The 13,852-nt window shown below is 66.4% G+C and carries 12 protein-coding genes; 1 reads left to right on the forward strand and 11 read right to left on the reverse strand.

The window, feature by feature from the left end; all coding sequences use genetic code 11:
• Positions 1–488: 488 nt before the first annotated feature.
• From LCHO_RS13430 to LCHO_RS13450, 5 genes are all read right to left on the reverse strand, one after another.
• Positions 489–1,223, reverse strand: a complete 735-nt coding sequence (locus LCHO_RS13430) for an amino acid ABC transporter ATP-binding protein (protein ID WP_012347706.1) — start codon at positions 1,221–1,223, stop codon at positions 489–491.
• Between the two features lie 12 nt (positions 1,224–1,235).
• Entirely contained in the window at positions 1,236–1,901 is a 666-nt protein-coding gene (locus LCHO_RS13435; protein ID WP_012347707.1) for an amino acid ABC transporter permease, read from the reverse strand.
• Positions 1,898–2,641: an amino acid ABC transporter permease gene (locus LCHO_RS13440; RefSeq protein WP_012347708.1), complete on the reverse strand. Its 744-nt coding sequence runs from the start codon at positions 2,639–2,641 to the stop codon at positions 1,898–1,900. The genes LCHO_RS13435 and LCHO_RS13440 overlap by 4 nt, the downstream gene beginning before the upstream one ends.
• A gap of 87 nt (positions 2,642–2,728) precedes the next feature.
• A complete protein-coding gene (locus tag LCHO_RS13445; protein ID WP_012347709.1) occupies positions 2,729–3,631 on the reverse strand; it encodes a transporter substrate-binding domain-containing protein in 903 nt (300 codons plus the stop codon).
• Between the two features lie 31 nt (positions 3,632–3,662).
• Positions 3,663–4,733 (reverse strand): type II asparaginase, encoded by a 1,071-nt coding sequence (locus tag LCHO_RS13450; RefSeq protein WP_012347710.1) that lies wholly within the window; start codon positions 4,731–4,733, stop codon positions 3,663–3,665.
• Positions 4,734–5,132: 399 nt separating this feature from the next.
• Here LCHO_RS13450 and ybiB point away from each other — a divergent pair, with 399 nt between their 5' ends.
• The gene (ybiB, locus tag LCHO_RS13455; RefSeq protein ID WP_012347711.1) at positions 5,133–6,062 is read left to right on the forward strand and encodes a DNA-binding protein YbiB; all 930 of its coding nucleotides are present in this window, start codon (positions 5,133–5,135) and stop codon (positions 6,060–6,062) included.
• A gap of 99 nt (positions 6,063–6,161) precedes the next feature.
• Here the strand turns inward: ybiB and LCHO_RS13460 are convergent, their stop codons facing one another.
• The 6 genes from LCHO_RS13460 to LCHO_RS13485 all read right to left on the reverse strand — a co-directional run bounded on the left by LCHO_RS13460 (position 6,162) and on the right by LCHO_RS13485 (position 13,847).
• Positions 6,162–8,060: a propionate--CoA ligase gene (locus LCHO_RS13460; protein ID WP_012347712.1), complete on the reverse strand. Its 1,899-nt coding sequence runs from the start codon at positions 8,058–8,060 to the stop codon at positions 6,162–6,164.
• A gap of 94 nt (positions 8,061–8,154) precedes the next feature.
• Positions 8,155–8,616 (reverse strand): VOC family protein, encoded by a 462-nt coding sequence (locus LCHO_RS13465; protein WP_012347713.1) that lies wholly within the window; start codon positions 8,614–8,616, stop codon positions 8,155–8,157.
• Positions 8,617–8,636: 20 nt separating this feature from the next.
• Positions 8,637–10,712, reverse strand: a complete 2,076-nt coding sequence (locus LCHO_RS13470) for an acetyl-CoA carboxylase biotin carboxylase subunit (RefSeq protein ID WP_012347714.1) — start codon at positions 10,710–10,712, stop codon at positions 8,637–8,639.
• A gap of 20 nt (positions 10,713–10,732) precedes the next feature.
• Entirely contained in the window at positions 10,733–12,265 is a 1,533-nt protein-coding gene (locus tag LCHO_RS13475) for an acyl-CoA carboxylase subunit beta (protein WP_012347715.1), read from the reverse strand.
• Between the two features lie 60 nt (positions 12,266–12,325).
• Positions 12,326–13,381 (reverse strand): methylmalonyl Co-A mutase-associated GTPase MeaB, encoded by a 1,056-nt coding sequence (gene meaB / locus LCHO_RS13480; protein WP_012347716.1) that lies wholly within the window; start codon positions 13,379–13,381, stop codon positions 12,326–12,328.
• Positions 13,374–13,847, reverse strand: a complete 474-nt coding sequence (locus LCHO_RS13485; RefSeq protein ID WP_012347717.1) for a GNAT family N-acetyltransferase — start codon at positions 13,845–13,847, stop codon at positions 13,374–13,376. Before LCHO_RS13485 ends, meaB begins: the two co-directional genes overlap by 8 nt.
• Positions 13,848–13,852: the final 5 nt, after the last annotated feature.

Below are 13,852 nucleotides of genomic sequence, written 5' to 3' on the forward strand. Positions count from 1 at the left end.
TTGGGCTCACGGCGTGAGAGCGCGCCGGGTTTCGGCCGGCGGCCGACCTACTTTCATTTGGTGGCCCAAATGAAAGTAGGCAAAGCAAAGGGCCTGAACATCCGATTTGACCGAGGACTGGAATGGGCGGCCGGTTGTCACCCGCAGTGCACCCGAGAGACTTTCCAAGTGCGCCATCGACTGGCGCCGCAGATGCTTCGGTGGTGCTCATTTGATTGTTCTTCTTGCGAAGGCCTCGACCAACCACCCTCACCGAGAGCCGCCGAAGCTGGAACGTCCTCACTGCCACCAAGTGGCGCCTTCGAGCACCAGCACCGCACGTGGACAACCGGCCCCCGCTTCACGCACTCGGTCAAATCGGATGTTCAGGCTCTCTTCTTTGGTTACTTTCTTCTGAGCCAGCAGAAGAAAGTAACCCGCCCGCCGGGGCGGAACCCCGGCGCGCTCTCACGCAATGAAAGCCCCGGCCGGGCAACGACATCACCCCATCAATGCTGCAAGATCTTCGACAGGAAGTCCTTGGCGCGCGGCGACCTCGCCTCCGGATTGCCGAAGAACTCGTCCTTCCTGCAGTCCTCGACGATCTTGCCCGCGTCCATGAAGATCACCCGGTGGCTGACCTTCTTGGCAAAGCCCATCTCGTGCGTGACCACCATCATCGTCATGCCTTCCTGCGCCAGCTTGACCATCACGTCGAGCACTTCGCCCACCATCTCGGGGTCGAGCGCCGAGGTCGGCTCGTCGAACAGCATCACGATCGGGTCCATGCTCAGCGCGCGCGCGATCGCCACGCGCTGCTGCTGGCCGCCCGAGAGCTGGCCGGGGAACTTATCCTTGTGTGCGCTCAGCCCGACGCGGTCGAGCATCTTCAGGCCGCGCGCGATGGCGTCGTCCTGGCTGCGCCCGAGCACCTTGACCTGCGCGATCGTCAGGTTCTCGGTCACCGACAGGTGCGGGAACAGCTCGAAGTGCTGGAACACCATGCCGACGTGGCTGCGCAGCTTGGGCAGGTCGGTCTTGGGGTCGGTGATGCTGGTGCCGTTGACGACGATGTCGCCTTTCTGGATCGGTTCGAGCGCGTTGACGGTCTTGATCAGCGTGCTCTTGCCCGAGCCCGACGGGCCGCAGACCACCACGACCTCGCCCTTCTGGATCGAGGTGGTGCAGTCGGTCAGCACCTGGAAGCTGCCGTACCACTTGGAGATGTTCTGGATCTGGATCACGGCGGAGTCCTCTCAGCGGATGATGGCGATCTTCTTCTGCAGCCGACGCACGAGCATCGACAGGCCAAAGCAGATCACGAAGTAGACGACGGCGGCGACCAGGTAGGTCTCGACCGGCCGGTTGAAGTTCTTGCCCGCGACCTCGAAGCCCTTGAGCAGGTCGTAGGCGCCGATGGCGTAGACCAGGCTGGTGTCCTGGAACAGGATGATGGTCTGCGTCAGCAGCACCGGCAGCATGTTGCGGAAGGCCTGCGGCAGCACCACCAGTTGCATGGTCTGGCGATAGGTCATGCCCACCGCGTAGCCCGCGTGCACCTGGCCACGCGGCACGCTCTGGATGCCCGCGCGCATGATCTCGGAGTAGTAGGCCGCCTCGAACAGCGTGAAGGTGACGATGGCCGACAGTTCGGCGCCCATGGGCCGGCCGATCAGCAGCGGGATCAGCAGGAAGAACCACAGGATCACCATCACCAGCGGCACGCTGCGCATGGTGTTGACGTAGGCCGCCGACGGCAGCACCAGCCACGGCTTGCCCGACAGCCGCATCAGCGCCAGCAGGGTGCCCAGCAGGATGCCGCCGATCATCGCCACCAGCGTGAGCTGGATCGAGAAGATGAAGCCCTTGGCGATGAAGCTGGCGACGATGTCCCAGTTCAGGAAACTGAAATCCAGATTCATTTGCCGCCTCCCAGCATGCCGGGCACCTGCACGCGGTGCTCGATGAACAGCGCGACCCGGTTGATGAAGAAGGCCGAGATGAAGTACAGCGCCGTCACCGCCAGGTAGATCTCGACGCCGCGCGAGGTTTCTTCCTGCGCCTGCATGGCGAACATCGTCAGTTCGGTGACCGACACCGCGAACGCCACCGAGGAGTTCTTGATGATGTTCATGCTCTCGCTGGTCAGCGGCGGGATGACGATGCGAAATGCCATCGGCAGCAGCACGTAGCGGTAGGTCTGGGGCAAGGTCAGGCCCATCGCCAGGCCGGCGTAGCGCTGGCCCTTGGGCAGGGTCTGGATGCCGGCCTTGACCTGCTCGGAGACCCGCGCCGAGGTGAAGAATCCCAGCCCGACGACCACCAGGATGAAGCTCGGTATGGCCTGCAGCGACGGGAAGATCTGCGGCAGCACGTGGTACCAGAGGAAGATCTGCACCAGCAGCGGGATGTTGCGGAACAGCTCGGTCCAGCTGTTGCCCAGTGCCACCAGTGCGCGGCTGGGCGTGGTGCGGAAGATGCCCATCAGCGAGCCGACCGCCAGCGCGACGATCAGCGCCAGCACCGCCACCGACAGCGTCCAGCCCCAGGCCGACAGCAGCCAGTCGAGGTAGGTGATGTCGCCGCCGCTGCCCAAGCAGCCCGCGACCACCTCGCCCTCGATGGTGCTCTTGCAGAAAACCTGCCAATCCCAGGTAGCCAAGTCATTTCTCCTTGTTGGATGAGGCCCGGCGGTCATGCGCGCCGCAGCCTCGGTTCGAACGTCGCCGGCGAGCGAACGCCACACGCGTCACTTGCGTGCGTACTCTTCCATCGGCTTGTCGTTCGGGTTGGCCCAGGCCGCCTTGGTGGCGTCCGACAGCGGCAGGCCCACGCGCGTGTTCGACGGCGGGATCGGCTGCATGAACCACTTGTCGTAGAGCTTGGCGAGTTCGCCGCTCCTGATCATGCCGACGATGCTGTCGTCGACCGCCTTCTTGAAGACCGGATCGTCGCGGCGCAGCACGCAGGCGATCGGCTCGACCGACAGCACCTCGCCGACGAGGCGGTAGTCGGGCGGATTCTTGGCCCTGGAGATGTTGCCGGCCAGGATCTGGCCGTCCATCACGAAGGCATCGGCACGACCGGTTTCGAGCAGCAGGAAGCTGTCGGCGTGGTCCTTGCCATACACCTCCTTGAAATCGACGCCGTTGGCGCGTTCGTGCCGGCGCAGCGTCTGCACCGAGGTCGTGCCGGTGGTGGTCGCGACCGCCCTGCCACTGAGTTGGCCGATGCCGGTGATGCCCGAGTTGACCTTGGTCGCGATGCGCACTTCCTCGACGTAGGTGGTGACGGCGAAGGCCACGTCCTTCTGGCGCGCGGCGTTGTTGGTGGTCGAGCCGCATTCGAGGTCGACGGTGCCGTTCTGCACCAGCGGAATGCGGTTCTGCGAGGTCACCACCTGGTACTTGATGTCGAGCTTGGGCAGGCCGAGCTGCTTGCGGATGTCACCCAGGATCCGCTCGGCCATCTCGGTATGAAAACCGACGTACTTGCCGTCGCCCAGCGTGTAGGCCAGGGCGCCTGACGATTCACGCACGCCCAGCGTCGCCGAGCCGGTGTCCCTGATCTTCTTGAGGGTGTCTTCGGCCCGGGCCTGGCCCGTCACAAAGGCGCAGGCCAGCAGGGCGGCCATCATCAGTGTCTTCTTCATGTGCTTGTCTCCTTCAGAACGAACTTGCTTTTCAGTACTCCATGAACACCCGCTGCAGGCTCTTGCTGTCGCTGCCGTTGGCCAGCGCCACCATCGCCAGGATGCGGGCCTTCTGCGGATTGAGGTCATGCGAGACGACCCAGTCGTACTGGTCGTCGGGCTGCTCGGCGTTGCGCAGCACGAAGCCGCCACCCACCACCCGCGCCGAACGGATGATCTGCACGCCCTGCGCACGCAGTTCACGCAAGGCCGGCACCACCGGCGCCGCGACCGAGCCGTTGCCGGTGCCTGCGTGGATCAGCGCCTTGGCGCCCTTGGCGACGAAGGCACGCTGGGCCACGTCGCTGGCGTTGCCGTAGCCGTAGGCGATGTCGACCTGCGGCAGGGCCTTGATCGCCTCGATGTCGAACTCGGACGTCAGGGTGTGGCGCTTGACCGGCGCGCGGAACCAGTAGGTCCTGCCTTCGACCACCATGCCCAGCGGACCCCAGGCGCTCTTGAACGCCTCGGTCTTGATGTTGATGCTCTTGCTGACGTCGCGGCCGCTGTGAATCTCGTCGTTCATGACCACCAGCACGCCCTTGCCGCGGCTGTCCTTGCTGGAGGCCACCGTCACCGCGTTCAGCAGGTTGAGCGTGCCGTCAGCCGACAGCGCGGTGCTCGGCCGCATCGAGCCGACCACCACCACCGGCTTGTCGGTGCGGACGGTCAGGCCGAGGAAGAAGGCCGTCTCTTCCAGCGTGTCGGTGCCGTGGGTGATGACGATGCCGTCGACCTCGGGCTGCCTGGCCAGTGCCGCGACGCGCTTGCCCAGTGTCAGCAGGTGCTCGTTGGTGAAACTTTCGGAGGCGATCTGGAAGACCTGCTCGCCGCGCACCGCGGCCACCTGGGCCAGTTCGGGCACGCCGGCGATCAGCTTGTCGACCGGCACCTTGGCGGCCTGGTACGTGGCGCTGTTGGCTGCGCTGGCGCCGGCACCGGCGATGGTGCCGCCGGTCGCCAGCAGCACGACCTGCGGTTTCGCGGGCACCTGGGCATGCACGGCAGCGGCCAGGGTCATGGCGACGAAGGTGGACGCCAGGGTTCGGACGAGTTTCATCATGGAGAGTTCTCCGGTAGTTGCGAGGAAACAGACCATCACCCGGATCAGGCCGGACAGCGCCGGATCGGGTTGGCCGCGAGAGCGAGCGGATCGAGCAGGCAGTCCGAGGGCGGCCGGCCCAGGTTCAGGCCGCGCACGGCTACGGACTTGCGCAAGCTGGGCCAGGACGAGAACACGGACGACTGCCATGTCCCATCAGTCGCACACGCCGTGCCAGCCCGAACCGGCCGGGCAAAGAAGCCCAAGTCATTGAATTCATTGGAATTCACGGCCCATGCCGGAGTCCGGCGAACGGAATTCCGACTCTTTGCTGCGGCGGCGCATCGGATTCCCGTCCGAGCCGGCCGCACTACCATCTCGCCACGCAGAACCAACCGGGCGGCCCCGTCCGCCACCGCCATGAGCATCGCCCCCTACCTTCGAACCATCGGCCGCGGCAAGGACGGCGCGCGCAGCCTGGCACGTGATCAGGCCTTCGACCTGATGTCGCGCATCTTCGAGGGCCGCGTCAGCGATCTCGAACTCGGCGGCTTCGCGCTGGCCATGCGCATCAAGGGCGAGTCGGCCGACGAGCTGGCGGCCTTCGTCGATGCCGCGGTGGCTCACACGCTGAGCCTGCAAAGCCCGTCGCCGGCGGTGCTGCTGCCGAGCTACAACGGCGCGCGCAAGCTGCCCAACTTCACGCCGCTGCTGGCCCTGCTGCTGGCGCGGCGCGGCGTGCCGGTGCTGGTGCACGGGCCGCTGACCGACGCGGGCCGGGTCACGAGCGCCGAGATCTTCACTGCGCTCGGCCTGCCGACATCAGCCGATGCCGAGCAGGCCGCGCAGCAATGGGCGCTCGGCCAGCCGGTGTTCATGGCGCTGGAGGTGCTGAACCGCCCGCTGGCGCAGTTGCTCGCGGTGCGGCGCGTGCTCGGCCTGCGCAACAGCGGCCACACCATCGCCAAGCTGCTGCCGGCGGTGCCCGGCGCGCTGCGGGTGGTCAACCACACGCACCCGGAATACGCCATCAGCCTGTCGCAATACCTGCGCGACAGCGGCGCCGATGCGGTGCTGATCCGCGGCACCGAAGGCGAGCCGGTGGCCGACTGCCGGCGCCAGCCGCGCATGGATGTCTACCTCAAGGGCGTCAAGCACGAGGCCCTGAGCCTGGCGCCGCAGGAGGGCGTGCTGGTCGAGCTGCCGGCGTTGCCGGTGGCGATCGATGCGGCCAGCACGGCGGCGCACATCCGTGCGGTGCTGGCCGGCGAGATCGCGGTGCCCGAGCCGATCGCGCGGCAGGTCGATGCGCTGTGTGCGGCACAGCAGCTGATCGGCCAACAAGCCTGAAGCCGGCACTCACCCACGAGCGCAAGCCCGAACCATCCGGGCAAGAAAAAAGCCCTGACGGCGACACCGTCAGGGCTCATGCACGAGCGATCCGCTGGATCAGGCCGGCGTGACCAGATCCTTGATCTGCGCCAGCGCCGCCGGGTCTTCCATCGTCGTCAGGTCGCCTGAATCGCGGCCTTCACACACAGCCTGGATGGCACGGCGCAGCACCTTGCCCGAGCGGGTCTTGGGCAGCACGGTGACGAAGCGCACGCGGGCCGGGCGGGCCACGGCGCCGAGCTGGTCGTCGACCACCTTCATGACCTCGGCTTCGAGCTTGCGGGCGTCGTCGGCGTTGGCGGCGCGGCTGGCGTCCTTGAGCACCGCGAAGGCCATCGCGACCTGGCCCTTGAGCTGGTCGGCCACGCCCACCACCGCCACTTCGGCGATCGCCGGGTGGCTGGAGATGCTCTCCTCGATCTCGCGCGTGCCCAGGCGGTGGCCGGCCACGTTGATGACGTCGTCGGTGCGGCCGAGGATGAAGTAGTAGCCGTCCTCGTCGCGCACGCCCCAGTCGAAGGTGCTGTACATCTGCTTGGACGGGAAGCTGGTCCAGTAGGTGCTGACGAAGCGCTTGTCGTCACCCCACACGGTCTGCAGGCAGCCCGGCGGCAGGGGGCCCTCGACCACCACCACGCCCTTCTTGTTGGCCTCGGTGATGGCCTCGCCGGTGCTCTCGTCGATCAGCTTGACGTCGTAGCCGTAGACCGCCTTGCCGGGCGAGCCGAACTTGCTGGGCGCGCTTTCGACGCCGTTGCAGATCGCCAGGATCGGCCAGCCGGTCTCGGTCTGCCAGTAGTTGTCGACGATCGGCTTGCCCAGCGCTTCGGAGATCCACTTGGCGGTGGGCTCGTCGAGCGGCTCACCGGCCAGGAACAGTGCCTTCAGGCTGCTCAAGTCGTACTTGGTCAGGAAGGCCGGGTCCTGCTTCTTGAGCACGCGCACCGCGGTCGGAGCGCTGAACATCACGGTGACCTTGTACTTCTCGACCAGGCTCCACCAGATGCCGGCATCGGGGCGGATCGGCAGGCCTTCGTACATGATCGTGGCCATGCCGCCGATCAGGGGCCCGTAGATGATGTAGCTGTGGCCCACCACCCAGCCGATGTCGCTGGTGCTGAAGTAGGTCTCGCCCGGCTCGCCCATGTAGATGTGTTTCATCGACGCGGCCAGCGCGACGGTGTAGCCGCCGGTGTCGCGCTGCACGCCCTTGGGCTTGCCGGTGGTGCCGCTGGTGTAGAGCGTGTAGCTCGGGTGGGTGGCGTCGACCCACTCGCACGGCACGACGGTGTCCATGTGCGCGGCGCGCAGTTCGGCGTAGTCGATATCGCGGCCGTCGGTCTTGGCGAACGGGGCCAGGCCGCGGTCGACCATCAGCACGCGGGCGGGTTTGTTGTCGGCCAGGTTGATGGCTTCGTCGAGCAGGTGCTTGTAGGGCACGACCTTGCCGCCGCGCATGCCGGCGTCGGCACTGACGATGACCTTGGGCTGCGAGTCGTCGATGCGGCTGGCCAGCGAGTGGCTGGCAAAGCCGCCGAACACCACCGAGTGGATCGCGCCGATGCGCACGCAGGCCAGCATCGCGAACGCGGCCTCGGGGATCATCGGCATGTAGATCAGGACACGGTCGCCCTTGGTCACGCCTTGGGCCTGCAGGATCGCCGCCATGCGCTGCACTTCGGCGTGCAGGTCGCGGAAGCTGTAGATCTTTTCCTGCTCGGTTTCGGTCGAGACGAAGATCAGCGCGTTCTGATCAGGCCGATCGACCAGGTGGCGGTCGACGGCGTTGTAGCAGAGGTTGGTCTTGCCGCCGACGAACCATTTGGCGAACGGCGGATTGCTGTAGTCGCACACCTGTGTCGGCTGTTCGTGCCAGTGCACGAGCTGGGCCTGTTCGCCCCAGAAGCCCTCGCGGTCGTCGATCGAGCGGCGATGGAAATCAACGTAATTCGTCATTCAATGTCTCCTCGGCAATTGCCTTCGATTTCAGCGCGACGGCCTGACAAAGCCCTGTCAAACCGAAGCCCGCGATGCCTTCTTTGCAAGTGAATCAACCGAGTGCGGACACCACTTCAGGCGGTGCCTGCACCAGCTCGATCAATACCCCTTCACCGCCCACCGGGAACTGCTCGTTGCCCTTCGGATGAATGAAGCAGATGTCGTGACCCGCCGCACCCTGGCGGATGCCGCCGGGCGCGAAACGCACGCCGTTGGCGGTCATCCACTCGACCGCCTTGGGCAGGTCGTCGACCCACAGGCCGACGTGGTTGAGCGGCGTGGCGTGCACGGCGGGCTTCTTGTCGATGTCGAGCGGCTGCATCAGGTCGACCTCGACGGCAGTCGCGCCGGTGCCCAATGCGCAGATGTCCTCGTCGACGTTCTCGCGTTCGCTGACGAAGGTGCTCTTGACCGACAGGCCGAAGATGTCGACCCACAGGTTCTTGAGCCGCTGCTTGTCGGTGCCGCCGATGGCGATCTGCTGGATGCCCAGGATGCGGAATGGTTTGGTCATGGCGATGGACTCCGTGCGCATCAGGCGAACCGCAGGATCGGCTGATCGACCGACAGGCTCTCGCCCTTCTTGGCCAGCACCTCGGCGACCACGCAGTCCTGCGCGGCGCTGAGGATGTTCTCCATCTTCATGGCCTCGATCACCGCGAGCTTCTCGCCCGCCTGCACGGTCTGGCCGACCTGCACCGACACGTCGGCCAGCAGGCCCGGCATCGGCGAGAGCAGGAACTTGCTGGTGTCGGCCGGTGCCTTGTAGGGCATCAGCTTCATCAGTTGCGCCGCCTGCGGCGACAGCACCATCGCCTCGATCTGCGTGCCGTTGTGGGCCACGCGCATCGCCAGCGGCTTCTTGGCCGAACCGCGTTCGACCTGCGCCATGAACGGCCGGCCGTTGCACAGGCCGGTCATCAGCAGGTCGCCGAGCTTGGTGTGGCTGCGGATGGCGTAGGTCTGTTCGCCCACGATCACGTTGGCGGTTTCGGCCACTGCGTCGTAGCCGCTGACGGTGACCTCGTGATAGACGTGCTGACCCTGCGCGCCCAGCACCGCGACCACCAGGTTGGGCGCGTCCTTCACGCCGTGGCCGGGCAGCTGGCCGCTGATGCCGGCCGCGCGTTCGCGGGCCTTGCGGCGCACGAAGGCGGCCAGCGCGACCAGGAACAGCGGGTCGTCGTGCGGCACGTCCTCGGCCTTGAAGCCGTGGGCATAGTGTTCGGCGATGAAGCCGGTGTTGAACTCGCCGGTGACGAACTTCGGATGCGCCAGCAGCGCGGCCTGGAACGGGATGTTGCTGCTGATGCCGCGGATCACGAAGCCGTTGAGCGCCTCGCGCATCTTGGCGATCGCCTCGGTGCGGTTGCGCGCGTGCACGATCAGCTTGGCGATCATCGAGTCGTAGAACATCGGGATCTCGCCGCCTTCGTAGACGCCGGTGTCCACGCGTACACCGCCGAACGCGCCGCCCGCATAGGCCTCGCCTTCGAGCGTGGGCACCGACTGTTCGAGCGTCTGCGCCGGCGGTGCATAACGCACCAGCCGGCCGGTCGACGGCAGGAAGTTGCGAAACGGATCCTCGGCATTGATGCGGCACTCGATCGCCCAGCCGTCGCGCTTGATGTCTTCCTGCTTGAAGGTCAGCGCCTCACCGGCGGCCACGCGGATCATCTGCTCGACCAGGTCCAGCCCGGTGATGCACTCGGTGACCGGGTGCTCCACCTGCAGGCGGGTGTTCATCTCCAGGAAATAGAAGTCCTGGTCCTTGCCGACCACGAACTCGACCGTGCCCGCGCTCTGGTACTTCACGGCCTTGGCCAATGCCACGGCCTGCTCGCCCATCGCACGGCGGGTGGCGTCGCTGATGAAGGGCGACGGCGCCTCTTCGATCACCTTCTGGTGGCGGCGCTGGATCGAGCATTCGCGCTCATTGAGGTACAGCACGTTGCCGTGGCTGTCGCCGAGCACCTGGATCTCGATGTGGCGCGGCTCGAGCACGTATTTCTCGATGAACACGCGGTCGTCGCCGAAGCTGTTGCGCGCTTCATTGCGGCATGACGAGAAGCCCTCGAAGGCCTCCTTGTCATTGAACGCGACCCGCAGGCCTTTGCCGCCGCCGCCGGCCGAGGCCTTGATCATCACCGGGTAGCCGATGCCCTTGGCGATCTCGACCGCCTGCTCGGGCGTGTCGATGGCATTGTTGTAGCCGGGGATCGTGTTGACCTTGGCTTCGAGTGCCAGCTTCTTCGAGGCGATCTTGTCGCCCATGGCCGCGATCGAATAGTGCTTGGGGCCGATGAAGGTGATGCCTTCTTCTTCGAGCCGGCGCGCAAAGGCCTCGTTCTCGGACAGAAAGCCGTAGCCCGGATGCACCGCCTGGGCGCCGGTGGCCTTGCAGGCGGCAATGATCTTGTCGGCGACCAGATACGACTCGCGCGAGGGCGCCGGGCCGAGCAGCACGGACTCGTCAGCCAGTTCGACGTGGCGCGCGTCGCGGTCGGCCTCGGAATAGACGGCCACCGTCTTGATGCCCATCTTCTGGGCGGTCTTGATGACGCGGCAGGCGATTTCGCCGCGGTTGGCAATGAGGATCTTGGTGAACATGTTCTTTTCTCCTTGGCCAATCACAGGGGGATGTTGCCGTGCTTGCGCCAGGGGTTTTCGAGCTTCTTGTCGCGCAGCATCACCAGCGAGCGGCAGATGCGCTTGCGGGTCTCGTGCGGCTGGATCACGTCGTCGATGAAGCCGCGCGCGCCGGCCACGAAGGGGTTGGCGAAACGCGCCTTGTATTCGGCTTCCTTCGCGGCCAGCTTGGCCGGGTCGCCCTTGTCCTCGCGGAAGATGATCTCGACCGCGCCCTTGGCGCCCATCACGGCGATCTCGGCATTCGGCCAGGCGAAGTTGACGTCACCGCGCAGGTGCTTGGAGGCCATCACGTCGTAGGCGCCGCCATAGGCCTTGCGGGTGATCACGGTCACCTTCGGCACGGTGCACTCGGCGTACGCGTACAGCAGCTTGGCGCCGTGCTTGATGATGCCGCCGTATTCCTGCGAGGTGCCGGGCATGAAGCCGGGCACGTCGACGAAGGTGATCACGGGGATGTTGAACGCGTCGCAGAAGCGCACGAAACGCGCCGCCTTGATCGAGCTCTTGATGTCCAGGCAGCCGGCCAGCACCAGCGGGTTGTTGGCGACGATGCCGACCGTCTGGCCTTCCATGCGCGCCATGCCGATGACGATGTTGGCGGCGTAGTCGGGCTGCAGCTCGAAGAAGTCGCCGTCATCGACCACCTTGGTGATCAGCTCCTTGATGTCGTAGGCCTTGTTCGGGTTGTCCGGCACCAGCGTGTCGAGCGAAGGGTCGAGGCGATTGGCCGGGTCGCCGCTCGGGCGCACCGGCGGCTTCTCGCGGTTGTTGAGCGGCAGGTAGTTGAAGAAGCGGCGCAGCATCAGCAGCGCCTCGACGTCGTTCTCGAAGGCCAGGTCGGCCACGCCGCTCTTGCTGGTGTGCGTGGTGGCACCGCCCAGTTCCTCGGCCGTCACGTCCTCGTGCGTCACGGTCTTCACCACTTCGGGGCCGGTGACGAACATGTAGCTCGTGTCCTTAACCATGAAGATGAAGTCGGTCATCGACGGCGAGTACACCGCGCCGCCCGCGCACGGGCCCATGATCATGCTGATCTGCGGAATCACGCCGCTGGCCATGACGTTCTTCTGGAACACGTCGGCATAACCGCCGAGCGAGGCCACGCCCTCCTGAATGCGCGCACCGCCCGAGTCGTTGAGGCCGATCACCGGCGCGCCGACCTTCATCGCCTGGTCCATGACCTTGCAGATCTTCTCGGCGTGAGCCTCGGAGAGCGCGCCGCCGAAGACGGTGAAATCCTGGCTGAAGGCAAAGGCGAGGCGGCCGTTGATCATGCCGTAGCCGGTGACGACGCCGTCGCCGGGGATCTTGGTGTCGGCCATGCCGAAGTCGACGCAGCGGTGCTCGACGAACATGTCCCATTCCTCGAAGGTGCCGTCATCGAACAGCAGTTCGAGGCGCTCGCGCGCGGTCAGCTTGCCCTTGCCGTGCTGGGCGTCGATGCGCTTTTGTCCGCCGCCCAGTCGGGCCTTGGCGCGCTTTTCTTCGAGCATCTGCTGGATGTCGTGCATGGTGTGTGTGCTCCTCGGGCCTGGCCCTGCGGGTTCGGGTTTGCGTGAACGGGGTTGGAATCAGGGGGATGTGGACAGGTCGAGCAGCCGCCGCGCGGCCACCGACGCGGCGACGCGGCCGGCGCGCACGTCGTCGGTGATCGCGGGCAGCGCCTGGCGCACCTGCGCATGGGCACGAAAGCGCTCGCGCAGGCCGGCTTCGATGCGCTCCCACATCCAGGATTGGGTCTGCTGCTGGCGGCGCTGGGCGAGCCGGCCGTTGGCGGTCTGCAGATCGCGGAACTGGCTGACGGCGGCCCAGAACTCGGGCAGCCCGGCGCCCTTGAGCGCACTCAGCTGCAGCACCTGCGGCTGCCATGCCGGCTTGGCCGGCGCGCCGCCGTGAGCGTGGTCCGGGTGGCCGTGCAAGGCGTGCATCCCGAGCAGGCGCAGCGCGCTGGTGATCTGGGCGCGGGCGCGGGTGGCCGCGTCGGGGTCGATGTCGGCCTTGTTGATGACCACCAGGTCAGCCAGCTCCATCACGCCCTTCTTGATCGCCTGCAGGTCGTCGCCGGCGTTGGGCAGTTGCAGCAGCACGAACATGTCGGTCATCGCCGCCACCGAGGTCTCGCTCTGGCCGACGCCGACGGTCTCGACGATGACGATGTCGTAACCCGCCGCCTCGGTGACGAGCATGCTCTCGCGGGTCTTGTCGGCCACGCCACCGAGCGTGCCCGACGACGGGCTCGGCCGGATGTAGGCGTGTTCGTTGACAGACAGGTGCTCCATGCGGGTCTTGTCGCCGAGGATCGAGCCACCCGACACGCTCGACGACGGATCGACCGCCAGCACCGCCACGCGGTGGCCACGCTCGATCAGGTAGAGGCCCAGCGCCTCGATGAAGGTCGACTTGCCCACGCCAGGCACACCCGAGATGCCGATCCGGAACGAGCGGCCGGTGAAGGGCAGCAAGGCGTTGAGCAGCGCATCGGCAGCCAGGCGGTGATCGGTGCGGGTCGATTCGAGCAGCGTGATGGTCTTGGCCATCGCGCGCCGCTGCGCGGCCCCCGGGGCGCCCACGATGGCCGTGGCCAGCGCGCGCTGCGCGTCGGCCAGCGTGTCGAAAGATTCAGTCATGGTCGCTGGCGGGGTGGGCCGGGCGGCGGAAGTAGAGATCCCATTCGCCCTCGGCCTGCAGAACGAAGCCGTGGCGCTCGTAGAAGCGCGTGGCGTCGCTGTGCTTGAGAGCCGTCACGTAGACCGGCATGGACCGCACGTCGGCCTCGGCCAGCACGCGCCGCATCACCCAGGCGCCGATGCCTTCGCCCTGCGCGCTGGGGTGGATGTAGAGGTGGTCGAGCAGCAGGTCCTGGTCGCGCGGGATCACCACCACGAAGCCGACCAGCTCGCCGTCACGCAGGATGTGGCGGGTGTGCGCGGGGTTGAAGCCGCGGCTCAGGCGCTCGCGCACACGTTCGGGGTCGAAGCGGCCGGCGCGCTCGAGGCTCTCGCGCATGGCGGACATGCGCAAGGCCAGCAGGGCCTCGAAATCGCCTTCGCCTGCAGGCGTCAACGAGAGTTGATGGACGGCACCAGTGGGCATGAGGC

Source organism: Leptothrix cholodnii SP-6, assembly GCF_000019785.1.
Classification (GTDB): Bacteria; Pseudomonadota; Gammaproteobacteria; order Burkholderiales; family Burkholderiaceae_C; genus Sphaerotilus; species Sphaerotilus cholodnii.

What these genes read in the sequence shown, in the direction of transcription:
- LCHO_RS13475 (WP_012347715.1), bottom strand. Translation starts at nt 12,265, where the DNA reads ATGCACGACATCCAGCAGATGCTCGAAGAAAAGCGCGCCAAGGCCCGA.
- LCHO_RS13435 (WP_012347707.1), bottom strand. Translation starts at nt 1,901, where the DNA reads ATGAATCTGGATTTCAGTTTCCTGAACTGGGACATCGTCGCCAGCTTC.
- LCHO_RS13460 (WP_012347712.1), bottom strand. Translation starts at nt 8,060, where the DNA reads ATGACGAATTACGTTGATTTCCATCGCCGCTCGATCGACGACCGCGAG.
- LCHO_RS13470 (WP_012347714.1), bottom strand. Translation starts at nt 10,712, where the DNA reads ATGTTCACCAAGATCCTCATTGCCAACCGCGGCGAAATCGCCTGCCGC.
- LCHO_RS13450 (WP_012347710.1), bottom strand. Translation starts at nt 4,733, where the DNA reads ATGATGAAACTCGTCCGAACCCTGGCGTCCACCTTCGTCGCCATGACC.
- LCHO_RS13445 (WP_012347709.1), bottom strand. Translation starts at nt 3,631, where the DNA reads ATGAAGAAGACACTGATGATGGCCGCCCTGCTGGCCTGCGCCTTTGTG.
- ybiB (WP_012347711.1), top strand. Translation starts at nt 5,133, where the DNA reads ATGAGCATCGCCCCCTACCTTCGAACCATCGGCCGCGGCAAGGACGGC.
- LCHO_RS13485 (WP_012347717.1), bottom strand. Translation starts at nt 13,847, where the DNA reads ATGCCCACTGGTGCCGTCCATCAACTCTCGTTGACGCCTGCAGGCGAA.
- meaB (WP_012347716.1), bottom strand. Translation starts at nt 13,381, where the DNA reads ATGACTGAATCTTTCGACACGCTGGCCGACGCGCAGCGCGCGCTGGCC.
- LCHO_RS13465 (WP_012347713.1), bottom strand. Translation starts at nt 8,616, where the DNA reads ATGACCAAACCATTCCGCATCCTGGGCATCCAGCAGATCGCCATCGGC.